Origin of the sequence: Mycolicibacterium sp. Y3, assembly GCF_051188035.1 — a bacterium.
GTDB classification, from domain to species: domain Bacteria; phylum Actinomycetota; class Actinomycetes; order Mycobacteriales; family Mycobacteriaceae; genus Mycobacterium; species Mycobacterium fluoranthenivorans.
In genome coordinates this window covers 3,094,254-3,109,962 of sequence record NZ_JAVQLT010000001.1, presented here as the reverse complement: position 1 = coordinate 3,109,962, position 15,709 = coordinate 3,094,254, and the positions used below count along the sequence as shown (strand labels likewise).

Here is a 15,709-nt window from a genome sequence, read left to right as displayed (position 1 = left end):
CAGTATCCGAAGCAACTGTTACAGTCAAGCGTGCCGCGACCGTTCGACCACGCGAAGCGCGAAGAGCTATTGGCCACTGCGGGGGCCATTTTGGCGCGCACCGGGGTGGTCGACACATCGCTGCGCGAGCTTGCCGCCCAGATGGGCACGAGTGCCCGCATGCTGGTCTACTACTTCGGCGGCAAAGAGCAACTCATCCTGGAAGTCCTGACCCGTCAACAGCGCGCGGCAATACCGGAGACCGAGCAGCTGGACCTCCCGGATTCGATTGCCGCTCATCGCGCATGGTGCTTCGACGACTGGTACGAATGCACGCAAGGAGAACGGCGCAACAGCCTGCGCGTCGTGTTGCAGGTGTTCGGCGCCTCCTGCGGACTCGACAGCCCCTATCGCGAGTACACCTGGGACACCCTGTCCTTGCTCACCCGCAATTCCAAGGCGCGCCTGCAAGCGCTCGGAATGCCCGACCATGTCGCCGAAACCCGCTCGCGCATAGCACTGGCCGCGTTCCAAGGCTTCATCATCGAGTATTTCACCGCACCCGACCCCGCCTTCGTCGACGACACCTTCGCCCGATTCGTCGACGAGTTCCTGCTCGCGCCGTTCACCTCCGCCGACCGGTCGGAGTCATACTGACCCCGTGGGGGTACGTCATTCATGGCTCTGATACTCATCGCCGCCGGCGTGGCGCTGGCCGTCGCGCTTCTGCTCACGCCCGTGTTGATCCGCGCGTTCACCGTCATGGGCTTCGGTCAGGAGATACGCGACGACGCACCCCGGAGTCACCAACGCAAACGGGGCACGCCGACCATGGGCGGTCTGGCGATCCTCACCGCGATGTGGGCAAGCTACCTGGGCACCAACCTCGTGGGGCTCGGTCTCGGCGGTTCCGGCCCGTCGGCATCTGGGCTGCTCGTCCTCGGGCTCGCCACCGCACTCGGCGTGGTGGGCTTCACCGACGACTACGTCAAGTTACGGCGCTCGCGTAATCTCGGCCTGAACAAGAGGGCCAAATCCGCAGGCCAACTGGTTGCGGCAGTCCTTTTCGGTGTGCTCGCGCTGCAGTTCCACAACGCCGACGGTCTCACCCCGGGCAGCGCGGCACTGTCCTACGTCCGCGATATCGCCGCGCTCACCTTGGCGCCCACGGTGTTCGTGCTGTTCTGCATCGTCGTCGTCTCCGCGTGGTCGAATGCCGTCAACCTGACCGACGGCCTGGACGGGCTCGCCGCAGGTGCCATGGCAATGGTGAGCGCCGCCTACGTCCTCATCACCTTCTGGCAGTTCCGAAACGCCTGCACCGTCAATCCCGGGCCCGGTTGCTACCAGGTCCGGGATCCCCACGATCTGGCCCTGCTGGCAGCCGCAACTGCCGGCGCCTGCATCGGATTCCTGTGGTGGAACTCCGCACCCGCTCGGATCATCATGGGCGACACCGGATCGCTGGCGCTGGGCGGCATCATCGCCGGCCTGTCGGTCACCAGTCGCACCGAGGTCTTGGCCATCATCCTCGGCGCGCTGTTCGTGGCTGAGGTGACATCTGTCGTCATCCAGGTCATCGCATTCCGCACCACCGGCCGCCGGGTCTTTCGCCTCACTCCCCTGCACCACCACTTCGAGCTGATGGACTGGCCGGAAAGCACACTGACCATTCGATTCTGGCTGATCACGGCCATCTCCTGCGGTCTCGGAATCGCGCTCTTCTACAGCGAATGGTTGACGGCCGCCGGATCGTGAGCGCCGGGCACCCTGCTGTCGCGTCGGTTCAGGCGGTCGCCGACTCAGCCTTGCGGGCGTGCAGCAGGTATCCGGGAAACTGCAGCCGCCCGAGCGAGTCTCGGTCGAAGGGCAGTGTGAGATCTGGAAGTCCGGGCAAGGAACCGACTTTGGCCAAGATCGGTGCCGGGCGGATGAAGTCGATGTCGAAATAGCGTCCGACCGCGGCATGTAGTTCGTAGGCATCGACCTCGTTGGGCTTGGACGCCATCTCTGCGGGGTAGGCGCCCTTGGCGAAGACCAGGATGTAATAGTCGGCGCCTCGGGCGGCGGAACGATGGACTGCTTTCAGGTAGGCATCGCGCCTGTCCACCGGCAGCGCGTGGAACAGGGTGCAGTCCACCACGCTGAGAAAGCGCTCGTCGTAACCGGTGAATGCGGTGATGTCGGTCTGCACGAAGGTCGCGTTCGTCAGTCCGCGTTCAGCGGCCGTGCGCTGTGCCCACGCGACGGCGGCACCCGATAGTTCCAGACCGACCACGGTATGGCCGGCCTCCGCCAGGGCGAGGGACACCTCACCGTGGCCGCAGCCCGCGTCGAGCACGTCGCTACGGAATGCACCCGCGCGGATCAGGTCGGCGATCACAGGTTGGGGCTCGCCGATGTTCCACGGCGGCGGGCCATCGAAGAAACCATCCTCGCGGTAGGCACCGTCCCAGTCCATCGTCTCAATCGTCATGCATTCCACGGTAGTACCGAATTTCCGCAGCTAGAGCCGACTTTCGGTGTGGACCTTTTCACCTTGCCAACCCGACCGGGACCTGCTCGAAGCCGACCTCACCGACCCTTGACAACGGCCCGGCCATCCGCTCGGAGGTTCCTCAGCGGCGCTCGTCGACAGCCGCTGCGAACTGCACGTGCTTTCGCTCAGCTCGCTCGCTTCGTCGCGGAATCAACTGCGCCACTTCCGGATCGTCCTCGTGCACAGGCGGACGCGGATGACTTGTCTGCGCCACTCGTATTCGCACGGCAAGATCGCGCAGTGCGGTCTCCTCATCACTGCCGACGAACCCATTTATCCACGCCCACAACGACGCCACGAGGGCGGGAGGCAGCGTCGCACCGTTGCCCACGATTCGTTCGAGAAGTTCTCTGATGGCGACGTTCTGCTCGCCCGCGCCGATCTTGACGCACAGCCATGAATTCACCGTGTCCGCGAGGAACGGCTTCGCCGATCCCATGAGAGCCCAGGCAAATTCGTTCTCGTCAGCTCTGTTCATCACCGCACTCCGAGTCATCGGACGGTTTCGGGTACGGTCGGCACGAGGTGGATTCGCCACCAGATAGGGCCTGACCGCCCGCATCACCGCGTGATCGCCGCGGTCGCAGTGCCGTCGAGATCGTCGAGGATCGCGGCCTGCGCGGCCGGGGGCAGCGTGTGCAGGATCTCGCGCACCCGAGCCTGACGACGCGCCACACCCTTACGCTCAGGCATCCCCGGCGTCGCAATCAGCTGCGGCGGCACACCCTCGATCTCCTCCACACCACCATCACTCTGACCGGCATCCATCATCGCCTGCTCCGCCGCCGCAGTCGCCTCGTCCTTCTCCTCGGACATACCGATCGGACCGATACGACGACCATTGAGGAACTGCTTGACCACCGGCTCCTCCGAGGTCAACAACACCTCACGCGGACCGAACATCACCAAATGCTTGCGGAACAACATCCCGATGTTGTCCGGCACCGTCCGCGCGATATTGATGTTGTGCGTCACGATCAGCACCGTCGCATCGATCTGGGCATTGATATCGATCAACAACTGCGACAGATACGCCGTACGCACCGGATCCAGACCCGAGTCCGGCTCATCACACAAGATGATCTGCGGATCCAACACCAACGCCCGCGCCAAACCGGCACGCTTGCGCATACCACCAGAAATCTCACCCGGGAACTTATGCCCATCATTGGGCATACCCACCAGCTCGAGCTTCTCCATCACGATCTTGCGGATATCGGACTCGGACTTCTTGGTGTGCTCCCGCAACGGGAACGCGGTGTTGTCATAAATGTTCATCGACCCGAACAGCGCACCATCCTGAAACAGCACACCGAACAACGTCCGGATCTCGTAGAGCTCCTTGGCCGAACACTCCAAGATGTTGGTCCCATCGATGACGATCGAACCCTTCTCCGGGCGCAACAAACCGATCAACGACTTCAAGAACACCGACTTACCCGTACCCGAAGGCCCCAGCAACACGCTGACCTCACCCTCGGGAACCTTCAGCGTGACGTCTTCCCAAATCTTCGACGACCCGAACGACTTACTCAGTCCAGTCACATCGATTGCGACACCCATACGAAATCCTCTCGTGTTCTTGTCAATTCGGAGGCCCGAGCCTCAGATGCAGCCACTGACGCACGGATCGGCTGGAGGCACCGCAACTCCGGGATCTCCCGCAGGAAGCTGTGTGGTCAGATCGACGTCCCCGTCGAGATCCGGGGCCATCGGGACGAAGTGGCACAGCAGCGAGACCGCCATGCTGCACGGCGAGTCATTCGGAGCGGCATGTGCGGGCCAGGCCATCGCCAGGGCAATCAGACATCCGAAGATCGCAAGGGATGAAACCTTCACCGGCCGAACCACGTTTCTCTCCTTTGTTGCGTGCACTAGGCGATGGTGGCCGCCAGGTCACCGGACATGGCGGCCAGTTGCGGACCCCAGCTACCCCAGTCATGCTGACCTCCGGTCGGGAAGTCGAAGTGCCCGTTACGACCTCCCATGGCACGGTAATGCGAATAGAAAATGCGGTTGCTGCCCTGGGCCTGATCGCAATACCCGATCATCGCCACGGGATCACTACACGTCAGCGTCTGCGGACTGAACACCCACAGCCGGGTGTTGTTGTCCACCAACAACTGTCCATGCACGTCGGGGTCATGCCACTTCCACCGACCGAGCTGCGCCGCACCCCACATCGCCTGGGTGTTCACCCCACCGAATTGCGCCATACCCGCGGTGAGCGCACCATTGAGAAACGTGTTCGAGGGGGTCAGGAAACCCGACAGCGACCCCGCGTAGCGGAATCGATCCGGGTGGAACTCGGCCAGCGTGAGCGCCGCCGTACCGCCCTGAGCCGCGCCCACGATCCCGTGTCCCGTGGGCGCCAGGCCCTTGTTGGCGGCCAGCCAGTCCGGCAGTTCCTGAGACAGGAACGTCTCCCACTGCAAGCTGGCGTCCGCCTCCCAGTTCGTGTAGAGGCTGAACGCACCACCGGCCGGGGCCGCCACCGAAATACCCTTACCGGCCAAGGTGCTGAACGCGCCGGCACCGACCCAGTTGCTCACCTCGGGACCCGCGTTGAACGCATCCAGCAGGTACACCGCGTGCGGTCCACCTGCCTGGAATGCCACCGGGATGTCACGACCCATCGCCGCCGACGGCACCATGAGGTACTCGATCCCGTCTGCTTTCGCCTGCCCCGTAGAACACAGGCAGACGCCCACCATCAACGCGAACAGGTTCCGCAGCAGCCGACTGGCCGTGCTCATCGCCGCCCCCGTTCCCACCGCGGTACAGACGGTGCGTATTTCGCCTCCGGCATCGAGCAACGCTCAGACAGGGGGGTACGCCGGCGGCGGGTACACGCCGCGAAGCGCCCACGGCAACCAGCTGAAGAAATACTCAAGTTCATCACTCGCGTCGTAGTCGGGACTTGGATCCACGGCTATGTCTCCGATTCGAGGCGCCGCAACGCACGGAATGCACATGGCGTCACCACGGCGATGAGCACGAAGAACATGACGAACACTGCCCAGAAGTTCAGGACACCATGCCATGCGAAGGGACCGGTACGCGCGAAGGGAATGAAGACGAGCGGCACGTAGACAGCGGCAGTCAGGAAGCAGATATAGCCGACCCAGCGCGGAAACAGTGGCCGGTCACGTCGATCCATCAAGATCGCGATACCCAAAGCCACGCTCTGCAGGAAGGAGAACATCCACGTCAGATCGAAGAACAACCAGCCGAGGTCGTACAACGTCTGGATGGTTTCGGCAGACCTCGTTTCGACCCGGAAGGCCGCCGTCTGCCACACGATCGCCGGAACCACGGTCACCACACCCGTCATCAATCCGCCGATGAGCTCCGTCATCGACAGGGGCCCCATCGGACCCTCCATCCGGCCGACGAGCTTTGACAGGACGATGCTCCAGGTGTAGTAACACGGGGCCCCAACCGCCATGAGCACCATGCCGATTCGGATCGAGGTCTGGTGTTCGTGGAAGTACGCGGCGATGCCGGCCGCGTCCAGGTCTTCACTCGGTGGCGGCCAGAAGCCCGCGAACACCGCGAATCCCAGCAGCCCCAGGCCGACATAGACGCAGACCGACCACAGCCCGACGCGAAGCAGTCGATAGTCGGCCCGCTCGGTGGAAGCCCGACCGTTGACCGCCGGGTTCAGCGTGGATGTCACAGTTCCTCCTCATGGTTCTGCCGTGACTTCTTCGGGCACAGGGCCGAAGAATGACAGCTCGACAAACGGACCATAATCGAATCTTGGATAGAAAAAGTGCAGAACGGTCGTTTGACGCGTTCGTCAAATCAAGAAGCCCCGGACCGTGGCCATGTCATCGAGCCTGCGCGCGTGTGAATCCGCAACGGGATCAGCCAGCACACAGGTGACCCCGGCGGCGTGTAGCGCCGCGACCCGGTCCCGCACCTGCGCCCGATCGCCGATCAGCGATATGGCGCGCGCGAACTCTTCCGGGACAGCCTCAGCTGCTGCCGATTTCGATCCGCTCAGGAATTGCCTTTGGATCTCGGCGGCTTCCTTCTCATACCCGTACCGCGCGAAGAGCGTGTTGTAGTAGTTCTTGCCGGCGGCGCCCATTCCGCCGACGTACAGCGCGACATTCGCACGGACGGCGTTCACCGCACGCGCTGCATGGTCGGGATCGTCGGAGATCAGCAGCGGGCACTGGACGCTGATGCCGAGATCACCGAGTTCATCGTCACGATGGTTTCGCCCTGCCCGCAGGGCGTCACCGAATGCGCGGTCCGCGCGTTCGGGGTGGAACAGAATGGGTTGCCACTCGTCGAAGATCTCAGCCGCCAGTTCGACATTCTTCGGCCCTATCGCCGCCAGCGACATCGGGATCCGGTCCCGCACCGGTGTCCCGATGATCTTCAACGGCTTCCCCAGGCCGGACCCGCCCGATGCCTCGTCCAACGGCAGTGTGTAGTGCTTACCGCGATACTCACTGGGCTCCCGCCGCCAGATCCTGCGGCAGATCGCCACGTGTTCGCGGGCACGTTCGACCGGCGCGTCGTATCTGACCCCGTGAAAGCCCTCGATGACCTGGGGGCCTGACGCACCGATTCCCAAGACGCACCGTCCACCACTGACGTAGTCGATACCGGCGGCGGTCATGGCCAGGTTGGTCGGTGTCCGCGAAAACATCGGCAGGACACCGAAGGCCAATTCGGCGTGACGGGTCTTGGCCGCGACGTAGCCCATCTGACTGACCGCGTCCACGCTGTACGCCTCGGCGATCATCACCCGCTGCAGACCCGCCTGCTCGAATTCGGGCAGCCGATCGACGACGGTCGCGAAATCATTTCCGTAGTACCGCAGGGGCATACCCAGCCTCACCGCACCCCCTCCTTCGTCGTCGTCAACCGGGTGAACCTTCGAGAATGGTCAGCAGATCTCGAAAGATCGCCTCCAGTCCCTCAAGGTCCGGCGCCACGGCCGCCTGCTCGTAGCCGATGAGCAGATACAGTGCCGCGTCCGCGAAGCGATGTGCCCGCAGGTCGTCGTCGGCGATCTGGCGGGCGGAATCGAAGACGACCTGTCGCCGCAACATATCGACTTCTGCCTGCACTCGACGCACATCGGGGTCGACTCGGCTCCAGGCGCGAATGGCACTCTCGGCGGTGTGGTCCAACCGCAGCGCCACGTCCACCAGTCGCTCGATGCGCCGATACGGATCGGGCTCACCGCGCAGAAGCTGCAGTTGGGTGAGTGTCGCCTCGTTCTTCCAGTGGTCGATCACCTGAGCGCGGTATTGCGCCCAACCCTCGAAGAAGTGGTAGAACGAACCGCTGGTCACCCCCAGCCGACTGCACACCTCTGCGAGCTTGAGTTCGAGGTGTCCCCCGTCGGCGAGTACCTCCAAGCCGACAACCATGTAGTCCTCACGCGTCGCGGACTTGTGCGCACGCCCCCGCTCGGACGCCACCGTTGCCATGATCGTATTCTAATCTACAGTAAATAATTCGCGGCGCTTTCGAAGCGGTCGAGCCTCGATCGACGGCGGCCGCGGCGCACCCAACCGCTTGGACGCCACCACAGAAGGGCTGACGGTATGGTTCTGCACGAGAACACCCCGCCGATATCGGCGCCCGGTATGTGGACAGACCCTCTGGCTACTGCGGAGTGGCTGGAGCGGCACGTTGCCGAGATCACCTCGCCGGTGACGATCCAGAGGGTGGGAATCGGGCAGTCGAATATCACCACAGTCGTGACTGACAACGTCGGACGCCAATGGGTGATGCGTGAACCGCCGCCCGGCGATTCCGCGGGTAAAGCGCATGACGTGGTCCGCGAGGCGCGCATCCTGGCAGCCCTCGCGGATACCGACGTGCCGGTGCCCCGGGTCGTCGGTACCGGCACGACTCCGTCCGGGTCACCGTTTCTGGTGATGGAGCGGATGGCCGGCGCACCGCTGGAAAGCGAGGCAGATGCCAGGGCATTGGCTCCCGGTGAGCGCCGAGACCTCGGCGTGGCCGTCGCGGAGACCTTGGGCCACCTGCACCGTCTCGACCCCGCGAGATTGGGCATCGCAGCATCGAGCAGCCCCTACCTGGTCCGGCAGCTGCGCCGCGTGTCTGCAGCGTGGGAGCGGGTGGGCGCCGCGAGCCGCCACGATCGAGACTGGCAGGCCGTCTGTCGTGGTTTATCGCAACGGCTACCTCAGCGGTCACCGGAGGTCATCATGCACGGGGACTACCGGCTGTCCAATCTGCTGGTCTCCGGCGGGCGCATCACCGCAGTGCTGGACTGGGAGCTGTGCACCGTCGGTGATCCCTTCGCCGATCTCGCGTGGCTGCTCGACGACTGGCGACCGGCTGAGGAAGCGGCGATCGTGATGCCGTCACCGACGCGTGCGGGAGGCTTCCCCGATCGCGACGACATGGTGGCGGTGTACCGGGATATCACCGGCTTTACGGTCGACGACCTCGACTACTACCGCGCATTCTCACAGTGGCGGGCCGCCAGTCTGCTCGAAGGTGTGCGAGCCCGGCGGCTCGCCGGGGTGATGGGATCCCACGCGGCCGTTGACCCGACGGCCCTCGAACACTCGATCGGCGTCCTCTTGACCTCCGCGGCGGGGCACCTCGCACGTAGAGCCTGATACGGGAACCCACCGCACCCAGAGCATCATCGCAAAGCCCGCCCCTGCGGAGGGCGCGTTCTAGCTCTCGATCTCGTTGCAGTTGGGAGCGGTCGGCACACCGTTGAAGCGGTCCGTCATCCACGCCATGCTCCTCTCCCCGTCGACGAATGGTGGCAGGAGGGTGTTCACGTCGAGCTTGTTGAACAACGGGGGCTCCTCGTTGGTCCAGAAGGTCACGTCAGCTCCCTTCCCGCACCAGTCCGCCGCAGTCTGCCGCGCTGACTGGTAGGGCGCGAAGGGGTCCCACCGATTGTGCGTGATGTAGACGGGCCCTTTGGGCTCTAGATTTCCGATCCGTTGTGCGGCCAGCAGACTCTTGAACGGGTCGTTGGAGACGAGTTGGCCCAGGTCGGCGTTGAACCAGTACTGAAGATGCCGGAATGCGTAGTCGACCCCGCCCTGTACCACGCAGGCATGTCCACTCCAGTCGAGCATCTGGAGTCCGCGCGGCGTCAGCGAATCCCGGATGGGCTGTTCGGTCTCCGGATACGACGCGAAGATGCCGCGCAACACGTAGCCCACCACCACGGCCAGGAAGTTACCGTCGATTCCCGGTATCGCCGCCGCGATATCGGTGACCGGAGCCGCTGCGTAGGTCCCGACGACATCGAGGTCGGGTCCGTAGGTGGATGCCAGTTCGGCCGCCGACAGCGAAGCCTGTCCACCCGAGGCCCAGCCCCAGAAGCCGACCGGCCCATGAGGATCCAGGGAGGTCCCCGGGAGCTTCTGAGCAGCCCGGGCCGCATCGATGAGCGCGTTCCCGGCGGCGACCCTGTTGAGGAACTGGGGTGATTGTGGACCGTGGACACCCATTCCCACACCGTCGGTCACCACGATGGCGAATCCGCGCGCCAAGAGCGTCGCGATGAAGCCCTCCTCGTAGTTGAGCATCAGATCGAAGCCCTGCGAGAAGTGGATACCTTGGTTGAACAGCCGCGACGGCGCACACTGTTCACCCATTCCGTAGGGGCCCGTCGCGTACGCGAGCAACGGTCTGGGCCCCTTACCGGGCCACGGAACGTCGGGTTCGATGTAGGTACCGGTCACGGCGACCGGTATCCCTCGAGCATCGGTGCTGCGGTACATGATTCGCGTTCCCACGCCAACGAACGAACCAAGCTGACCTGACGGCTCCAGGACCAGTCGCGACGGCTCCGTGCGCAGGATGTCTCCCGGTTGCCCGGGCGGTAGTGGCTCTGGGGGTGTATAGAACTGCTCGTACTGGCGATCGTCTGCTCGGGCAACGGGTGTCACCGCGATCGTCGAGACCACTGAGAGGGCCGACATCATCACGACTGCCCCCATTCGCAGCCACGTCGCCCACCGTAGCTTGACTGGGTATGACTCGTTGGACACGTAGTCCACTCCTCGCTCTCCGCATGAACACACGTGAATCGACCGCTCGGCCCGACCTCCGCCCGCGCGAAGTGAGGTGAGCCGACCGGCCGAAACTCGGTGGAATCGATGAATACTGGGCCGTATCGGTGGTCCCGGACTCAGCCCGCCACCTGAACGTGGGCACCGCGTTCGACGATGTGTAGCCGATCGGTCGCGCCGGCTCGTTGGAACACACCGAGCAGGTCGTCGGCGTCCTCGCGGAAGTGCTTCCAGGAGTCGTTGTGCACGGGCACGATGGTGGCCTTGGTCAAGATGTTCGCCACCTGGAGAGCACGTTCGTTGGACAACGTGATGTAGACACCGTCGGCAAGCTCCTCGAACCCCGCGCCGCCGACGAACAGCACGGCGAGTTCGATGTCGGGGAACCGTTCGGCAATTCCCTTGACGATGTCGACCGACGAGTTGTCACCGCTGACGTACGTCGTCGGGATATCGCCGCTGAGAACGAATCCCGTGACCGGACCGATCGCTTGCCACACCCCGTCAGGACCGTGCTGAGCAGGCACGCCAGTGATGGTGACGGTTCCGCCGTCGGGGAGCGGAAGCTGCGCAGTCTTGTAGTCCTCCAGGCCGACCGCTCCCCCACCGAGCCGTTCGGCACCCAGGTCCGTGGTGTACACGTGTGTGACATCCTTGAGGAGCTCCCGACCCGAGGTGTCGAGATTGTCGATGTGATGGTCATGGGAGACCAGGGCGACGTCGATCGTGCCGAGCTCGTGTGCGCCGACCGCGGGACCTTCGGTCCGGATGACACCCTTGAGGCCAACGGTGCCTTCGTGTCCGGTGTAGTCCTGGGGTTCGTCGAAGGTGGGATCGATGATGACCCGTAGGCCACCGAACGACAGGATCGCGGTGGGTCCGCCGATCGGCTGGAACGAGATCTGGTGGCGGGTAGTCGAGGTCGTCATGGGTATGCACTCTTCTTTCATTGGTTGTGATGGAGGGGAATTCACGCGGGGAACGAGGTCAGAGGGATGGAGCGGGTCGAACGGTGCGCACGTAGGGAAGGATCCGGGTGACCGCGCCGAAGCGCCGCTCGGCCTCGTCGTCGGTGGTCTCGAGTGGGACGAGGACGTCCTCGTGGGGTGACCAGTTGACCGGTGTCACGATGTGCTGCCGGTCGGCGAGTTGGAGAGAGTCGATGGCGCGCAGAATCTCGCGGAAGTTGCGGCCGGTGGTGTGGGGGTAGCTCAAGGTCAGGCGGACTCTTCGGTCCGTATCGACGACGAAGACGGATCGGATAGTGGTGATGTCGCTCTGCTTGGGATGCACCATGCCGTACCTGTGTGCGATCGTCAGTGCCTCGTCATCGACGATCAGAGGGAACCGGATCGGCACACCGAAGGCTTCCGAGAGCTCCGCGGCCCACACGCGGTGACTGTCCGCCGTGCCTGCCGAGAGGGTCGCGACCTTCACGTTCCGGCGCGCAAACTCGTCGGTCAAACGGGCGACCTCGGCGATCTCGGTCGAGCACACGGGCGTGAAGTCCTTGGGGTGGGAGAACAAGATCGCCCACCCGCCATCGAGCCAGTCGTAGAAGTTGAACGGCCCGTCCTGTGTGACGGAGTCGAAGTCCGGGGCAGTGTCCCCCAACAGGAGGGTGCTCACGAGAGACCCTCTCCGGCTTCAGGCTCCTGACCTCGAAGCGGAGGCGAGCATCTTGGTGAGTGCATCGAAATTCGCATGCCCACATGGAACGCGAGGCCTTGAGCTCACGACTAGTACAAACGTTGTACCGGATTGCGATCATGCCTAGCGTTATTTCCCGTGACCGTCGAATACTGCCCCGTGTCCATGGGTGTCGACCTGCTCGGAGAGCGCTGGTCGTTGCTGATCGTTCGCGAGATCATTACCGGCGCAAGCCGTTTCAACGAGATCCACCGTGGGCTTCCCGGGCTCTCCCGCACCCTGTTGTCCAACCGGCTCCGCTATCTGGAACGTACCGAGATCGTGGTCAAGACCGATTCTGGTTACCAGCTCACCCAAGCTGGCGAGGATCTGCTGGATGTGATCACTGCGTTCGGTTCGTGGACCGTGCGTTGGCGGTTTCCGCGGCCGAAGCAAGGACAGGCCGACCCCTACCTGCTGCTGTGGCGTATGCATGCAGGTCTCGACTACACGCGTGTTCCTGCCGATCGCCGCATCACGCTGCACTTCGAGTTTACCGAGCCACAGGTCCACGGCTGGATCGTCATCGACCGCGACGAATCGACCGTGTGCTTCCAAGATCCGCACTACGACGTTGACCTGCATCTCACGGGCAAGACGTCGGCCTGGTACGAAATCTGGTACGGGCATCGGACATTCGCTGCTGCCAAGAGCACCGGTGCCATTCGAGTCGGAGGCCCCGAGCATCTCGTCACGGCACTGCCGACCTGGTTCGTGCTGAGCCCCTTCGCGGCATCGGTAGCCGCTCAGCCCCATCCCGTGCGCGCCGTCATCTAGACGGCTTCACACGTCTCCGCGCAGCCGTCGCCCTCAGCGCACACTCACCTGGAGGCGCTGTCGAGAACGCACGCCCTAGCTGGTGGATGTCTCCGCAAGCCCATGACGGATGACCGATTGCGCATTGGCGACCACCGCTTCTATCGATCCACGTCGCGGATTCCACCATTCCACAGCCCAATTCAGTGCGCCGAGCACCAACATCTGGGCGATATACAGGTCCAGTTCCGGCCGCAGCACCCCTTCGCGGGCCACGTCGTTGATCAGCCTGCGCCAGATCTCGCCGTACCGCTCTTCCTCCAGGACCTGGCGCTTTCGAATCTCTTGGGGAACCTGCCCGGCGTTGCGAATCGCGGCGGTGGTGTAGTGCGAGATCTCAAGTTCGTGCCTCAGGTGCGCCTCGACGGCGATCAGGAGCTTCTCCAGCGGAGCAGTCCCATCTGGGACCTCGTCGAGGATGGCCGAGACGTGAGCCCTCATATCGGCGATACCCGCCCACATGACCTCTTCGATCAGTTCGTCGCGGGACGGGAAGTAGTAGTAGATCGCCGGCGCCTGCAGCTCGGCCTCGGCCGCCACATCGGTGAGCCGCAATCCGGCGTATCCGTGCTCGGAAAGGACACGAGCGGCGGCATCCAAGATCCGCGAGCGCGTCAACGCCGATTTAGATTCCGGCACCGGTTGACCGGAAACCGCCTCGTCAGCGTCAACGGGCAGCCGGGAGCTTTGCCTGGGCATCCACTCATGATACGGCTGAAACGGCGAGCTCACGCAGGCCTATCACGATTCACGCCGCACACCGCCACCATGGCGTGTCCGGTGCGCCCTCGCGCGCGAGCTACCACGTCGACACCACAGACGACCGGATGCTTAATTTATAATAAAAAATGCTTGACCTCAGCACATCCGTTGCGCACAGTTGACGCGTGATCTCCACAACATCCGGTGCGGGTATGGTCGCTCACGTGCCCATCGCGCGCTGTCGAGCACTGCACCGGCGCACGTCGGCTCGACTTGCCCTGACTCTTGCCGGCGCCGCCCTCGGCGGAGCGGCAGTCTGGAGCTCACCCGTCGTCGCGCACGCCGACGCGGTGGCGTATCTGGTCAACGTCACGGTGCGACCTGGCTACGGGTTCCCCGACGCCCAGGCGGCCTTGGCCTACGGCAACGGTGTGTGCGACCAACTGCGGTCCGGCACGGGATACCCGTCGATCATGGCAGACGTCAAACGCGATCTCGGGACATCAGACGAATATCAAGCGTCCTACCTCATCACTCAGGCAGCCAATGAACTGTGCCCCGCCGCCATCTGGCAGCTGAGACACTCGGCCGCCGGCTACCACCTTGAATCGGAGTAGGTCAGTGCCGTCATCGCCCCAATCGGTCAACGAACACGGCCGGTACCGCACCGCCGGCACGCCCCGCCGCGCAGCAACCGTGATCGGGTTGGCGATGGCCGTGGCTACCGCTGCCGCAGCACCGGCGCACGCCGACAATCGTCGGTTCAACAACAGCGTCATCGCCGATGTGTATACCGTGCAGCATCAGGCCGGGTGTACGAACAATGTGGTGGCGAACCCTCAGTTGCAACTGGCCGCGCAATGGCATGCCCGCGATGTCCTCAACAACCGCGAACTCGGCGGTGATCTCGGATCGGACGGCTCCACACCCCAAACACGTGCAGACACAGCGGGATACCACGGCGTGGTGCAGCAGACGGTCGCCATCAACCCGGCCCTGGCCATGAGCGGCATCGAGTTGATCAACCAGTGGTACTACGACCCGGGCGCCCTGGCCATCATGCAGAACTGTGCCAACACTCAGATGGGGGTCTGGTCGGAGAACAGCCTGGACCGCACGGTGGTTGTCGCACTCTACGGCCATCCCGCCTGACGGTCAGCCGTGAAGATCAATCGAGTTGCCGCGCTCCGCGACGAACGCACCGCGCTGTTGACGCTGTGCGAAAGCTTCACCGAAGAGCACTGGCGCGCCCCGAGCCGGGCAACCGGATGGACCGTGCAGGACGTCCTCGCCCACATGGGATCTGGCTGTCACGCCATGTTCACCGCTGCCGCTCCACGAATGCTCTTCAGCCGTGACATCGAGTCCACCAACGACGAAATGGTGGACGTGCGCCGCGGTTGGTCTCCCGCGCAGGTGCTCGACGAGTACCGCATCTGGAGCGCACGTGTCATCCAGGTGGCAGGCGCATTGTCCCGCACCCCAATGGCATTCGTGCCGATCAGGCTCGCGGAGCTGGGCCGCTTCCCCCTCCGGATCCTGCCGGCGGGGGCCCTCACCTTCGACCACCACGCCCACCTTCGGCACGACATCCTGCCTGCCCTGGACTTACCGGATCCCGGTACGGATGCCAACCGGATGGACGTCGTCATCGAGTGGATGTTGGCGGTGCTGTCCAATCAGATCCGAACGTCGGCTCCGTGGATGGACAAGCCGGTCACACTGACACTGCGGGGTATCGGCGGTGGTGTCTGGACGGTGCGGCCATGCGGAACCATCGTGCGGGGCAATGGACACGCCGAGGTGATCGTCGAGGCCACGGCGATCGAGTTCCCGGAATGGGGAACCACGCGGGTTCCCTGGCGCGAACGCGACGTGTCGATCATCGGCGATCACGACTACGGCAGCCGATTCCTGGACCAGCTGAACGTGGTATGACAGG

The 15,709-nt window shown here is 63.9% G+C and carries 19 protein-coding genes and 1 pseudogene; 7 read left to right on the top strand and 13 right to left on the bottom strand.

All coding sequences use genetic code 11. The annotated features are described in order from the left end of the window. Nucleotides 1-30: 30 nt before the first annotated feature. Nucleotides 31-636 (top strand): TetR/AcrR family transcriptional regulator, encoded by a 606-nt coding sequence (locus QN239_RS15065; RefSeq protein WP_499011491.1) that lies wholly within the window; start codon nt 31-33, stop codon nt 634-636. Nucleotides 637-657: 21 nt separating this feature from the next. Beyond that, entirely contained in the window at nt 658-1,737 is a 1,080-nt protein-coding gene (gene mraY, locus QN239_RS15060; protein ID WP_499011489.1) for a phospho-N-acetylmuramoyl-pentapeptide-transferase, read from the top strand. 28 nt (nt 1,738-1,765) lie between these two features. Here mraY and QN239_RS15055 read toward each other — a convergent pair whose 3' ends face one another. From QN239_RS15055 to QN239_RS15015, 9 genes and pseudogenes are all read right to left on the bottom strand, one after another. Further along, nucleotides 1,766-2,455: a class I SAM-dependent methyltransferase gene (locus QN239_RS15055; protein ID WP_499011487.1), complete on the bottom strand. Its 690-nt coding sequence runs from the start codon at nt 2,453-2,455 to the stop codon at nt 1,766-1,768. Nucleotides 2,456-2,597: 142 nt separating this feature from the next. Then, entirely contained in the window at nt 2,598-2,996 is a 399-nt protein-coding gene (locus tag QN239_RS15050) for a hypothetical protein (RefSeq protein ID WP_499011485.1), read from the bottom strand. An 83-nt stretch (nt 2,997-3,079) separates the two neighbouring features. After that, nucleotides 3,080-4,081 carry an ABC transporter ATP-binding protein gene (locus QN239_RS15045; protein ID WP_499011483.1) on the bottom strand — a complete coding sequence of 334 codons (1,002 nt, stop codon included), beginning with the start codon at nt 4,079-4,081 and terminating at the stop codon, nt 3,080-3,082. Between the two features lie 42 nt (nt 4,082-4,123). Beyond that, nucleotides 4,124-4,357, bottom strand: coding sequence for a fibronectin-binding protein (locus tag QN239_RS15040; RefSeq protein ID WP_499011481.1), 234 nt, complete (start codon nt 4,355-4,357; stop codon nt 4,124-4,126). Between the two features lie 35 nt (nt 4,358-4,392). Further along, on the bottom strand, nt 4,393-5,232 hold the full coding sequence (locus QN239_RS15035) for an alpha/beta hydrolase-fold protein (protein ID WP_499016802.1): 840 nt from the start codon (nt 5,230-5,232) through the stop codon (nt 4,393-4,395). A 105-nt stretch (nt 5,233-5,337) separates the two neighbouring features. Continuing rightward, nucleotides 5,338-5,457: pseudogene (locus QN239_RS15030) on the bottom strand (CAP domain-containing protein); the annotation flags it as partial. Then, the gene (locus QN239_RS15025) at nt 5,451-6,197 is read right to left on the bottom strand and encodes a hypothetical protein (protein WP_499011479.1); all 747 of its coding nucleotides are present in this window, start codon (nt 6,195-6,197) and stop codon (nt 5,451-5,453) included. The gene QN239_RS15025 and the pseudogene QN239_RS15030, both read right to left, overlap by 7 nt. 123 nt (nt 6,198-6,320) lie before the next feature. After that, entirely contained in the window at nt 6,321-7,376 is a 1,056-nt protein-coding gene (locus QN239_RS15020; RefSeq protein WP_499011478.1) for an LLM class F420-dependent oxidoreductase, read from the bottom strand. A gap of 22 nt (nt 7,377-7,398) precedes the next feature. Beyond that, nucleotides 7,399-7,974, bottom strand: a complete 576-nt coding sequence (locus QN239_RS15015; protein WP_499011476.1) for a TetR/AcrR family transcriptional regulator — start codon at nt 7,972-7,974, stop codon at nt 7,399-7,401. A 117-nt stretch (nt 7,975-8,091) separates the two neighbouring features. On the opposite strand from QN239_RS15015, the gene QN239_RS15010 reads away from it, so the two are divergent. Continuing rightward, nucleotides 8,092-9,141 (top strand): phosphotransferase family protein, encoded by a 1,050-nt coding sequence (locus QN239_RS15010; RefSeq protein WP_499011474.1) that lies wholly within the window; start codon nt 8,092-8,094, stop codon nt 9,139-9,141. 60 nt (nt 9,142-9,201) lie between these two features. Here the strand turns inward: QN239_RS15010 and QN239_RS15005 are convergent, their stop codons facing one another. From QN239_RS15005 to QN239_RS14995, 3 genes are all read right to left on the bottom strand, one after another. Continuing rightward, on the bottom strand, nt 9,202-10,488 hold the full coding sequence (locus QN239_RS15005) for a lipase family protein (RefSeq protein WP_499011470.1): 1,287 nt from the start codon (nt 10,486-10,488) through the stop codon (nt 9,202-9,204). Between the two features lie 191 nt (nt 10,489-10,679). Beyond that, nucleotides 10,680-11,489: an MBL fold metallo-hydrolase gene (locus QN239_RS15000; protein ID WP_499011468.1), complete on the bottom strand. Its 810-nt coding sequence runs from the start codon at nt 11,487-11,489 to the stop codon at nt 10,680-10,682. 58 nt (nt 11,490-11,547) lie between these two features. After that, on the bottom strand, nt 11,548-12,189 hold the full coding sequence (locus tag QN239_RS14995) for a redoxin domain-containing protein (RefSeq protein ID WP_499011466.1): 642 nt from the start codon (nt 12,187-12,189) through the stop codon (nt 11,548-11,550). A gap of 159 nt (nt 12,190-12,348) precedes the next feature. On the opposite strand from QN239_RS14995, the gene QN239_RS14990 reads away from it, so the two are divergent. After that, the gene (locus QN239_RS14990; protein WP_499011464.1) at nt 12,349-13,026 is read left to right on the top strand and encodes a winged helix-turn-helix transcriptional regulator; all 678 of its coding nucleotides are present in this window, start codon (nt 12,349-12,351) and stop codon (nt 13,024-13,026) included. A 75-nt stretch (nt 13,027-13,101) separates the two neighbouring features. Here QN239_RS14990 and QN239_RS14985 read toward each other — a convergent pair whose 3' ends face one another. Continuing rightward, on the bottom strand, nt 13,102-13,764 hold the full coding sequence (locus QN239_RS14985; protein WP_499011462.1) for a TetR/AcrR family transcriptional regulator: 663 nt from the start codon (nt 13,762-13,764) through the stop codon (nt 13,102-13,104). 188 nt (nt 13,765-13,952) lie between these two features. On the opposite strand from QN239_RS14985, the gene QN239_RS14980 reads away from it, so the two are divergent. The 3 genes from QN239_RS14980 to QN239_RS14970 all read left to right on the top strand — a co-directional run bounded on the left by QN239_RS14980 (nt 13,953) and on the right by QN239_RS14970 (nt 15,705). Beyond that, nucleotides 13,953-14,384: a DUF732 domain-containing protein gene (locus tag QN239_RS14980; RefSeq protein ID WP_499011460.1), complete on the top strand. Its 432-nt coding sequence runs from the start codon at nt 13,953-13,955 to the stop codon at nt 14,382-14,384. Between the two features lie 94 nt (nt 14,385-14,478). Next, nucleotides 14,479-14,919, top strand: coding sequence for a CAP domain-containing protein (locus QN239_RS14975; protein ID WP_499016801.1), 441 nt, complete (start codon nt 14,479-14,481; stop codon nt 14,917-14,919). A gap of 9 nt (nt 14,920-14,928) precedes the next feature. After that, entirely contained in the window at nt 14,929-15,705 is a 777-nt protein-coding gene (locus tag QN239_RS14970) for a maleylpyruvate isomerase family mycothiol-dependent enzyme (RefSeq protein WP_499011458.1), read from the top strand. Nucleotides 15,706-15,709 lie beyond the last annotated feature (4 nt).

What these genes read in the sequence shown, in the direction of transcription:
- mraY (WP_499011489.1), top strand. Translation starts at nt 658, where the DNA reads ATGGCTCTGATACTCATCGCCGCCGGCGTGGCGCTGGCCGTCGCGCTT.
- QN239_RS15055 (WP_499011487.1), bottom strand. Translation starts at nt 2,455, where the DNA reads ATGACGATTGAGACGATGGACTGGGACGGTGCCTACCGCGAGGATGGT.
- QN239_RS15050 (WP_499011485.1), bottom strand. Translation starts at nt 2,996, where the DNA reads ATGAACAGAGCTGACGAGAACGAATTTGCCTGGGCTCTCATGGGATCG.
- QN239_RS15045 (WP_499011483.1), bottom strand. Translation starts at nt 4,081, where the DNA reads ATGGGTGTCGCAATCGATGTGACTGGACTGAGTAAGTCGTTCGGGTCG.
- QN239_RS15035 (WP_499016802.1), bottom strand. Translation starts at nt 5,232, where the DNA reads ATGGTGGGCGTCTGCCTGTGTTCTACGGGGCAGGCGAAAGCAGACGGG.
- QN239_RS15015 (WP_499011476.1), bottom strand. Translation starts at nt 7,974, where the DNA reads ATGGCAACGGTGGCGTCCGAGCGGGGGCGTGCGCACAAGTCCGCGACG.
- QN239_RS15010 (WP_499011474.1), top strand. Translation starts at nt 8,092, where the DNA reads ATGGTTCTGCACGAGAACACCCCGCCGATATCGGCGCCCGGTATGTGG.
- QN239_RS15005 (WP_499011470.1), bottom strand. Translation starts at nt 10,488, where the DNA reads ATGGGGGCAGTCGTGATGATGTCGGCCCTCTCAGTGGTCTCGACGATC.
- QN239_RS15000 (WP_499011468.1), bottom strand. Translation starts at nt 11,489, where the DNA reads ATGACGACCTCGACTACCCGCCACCAGATCTCGTTCCAGCCGATCGGC.
- QN239_RS14985 (WP_499011462.1), bottom strand. Translation starts at nt 13,764, where the DNA reads ATGCCCAGGCAAAGCTCCCGGCTGCCCGTTGACGCTGACGAGGCGGTT.
- QN239_RS14975 (WP_499016801.1), top strand. Translation starts at nt 14,479, where the DNA reads ATGGCCGTGGCTACCGCTGCCGCAGCACCGGCGCACGCCGACAATCGT.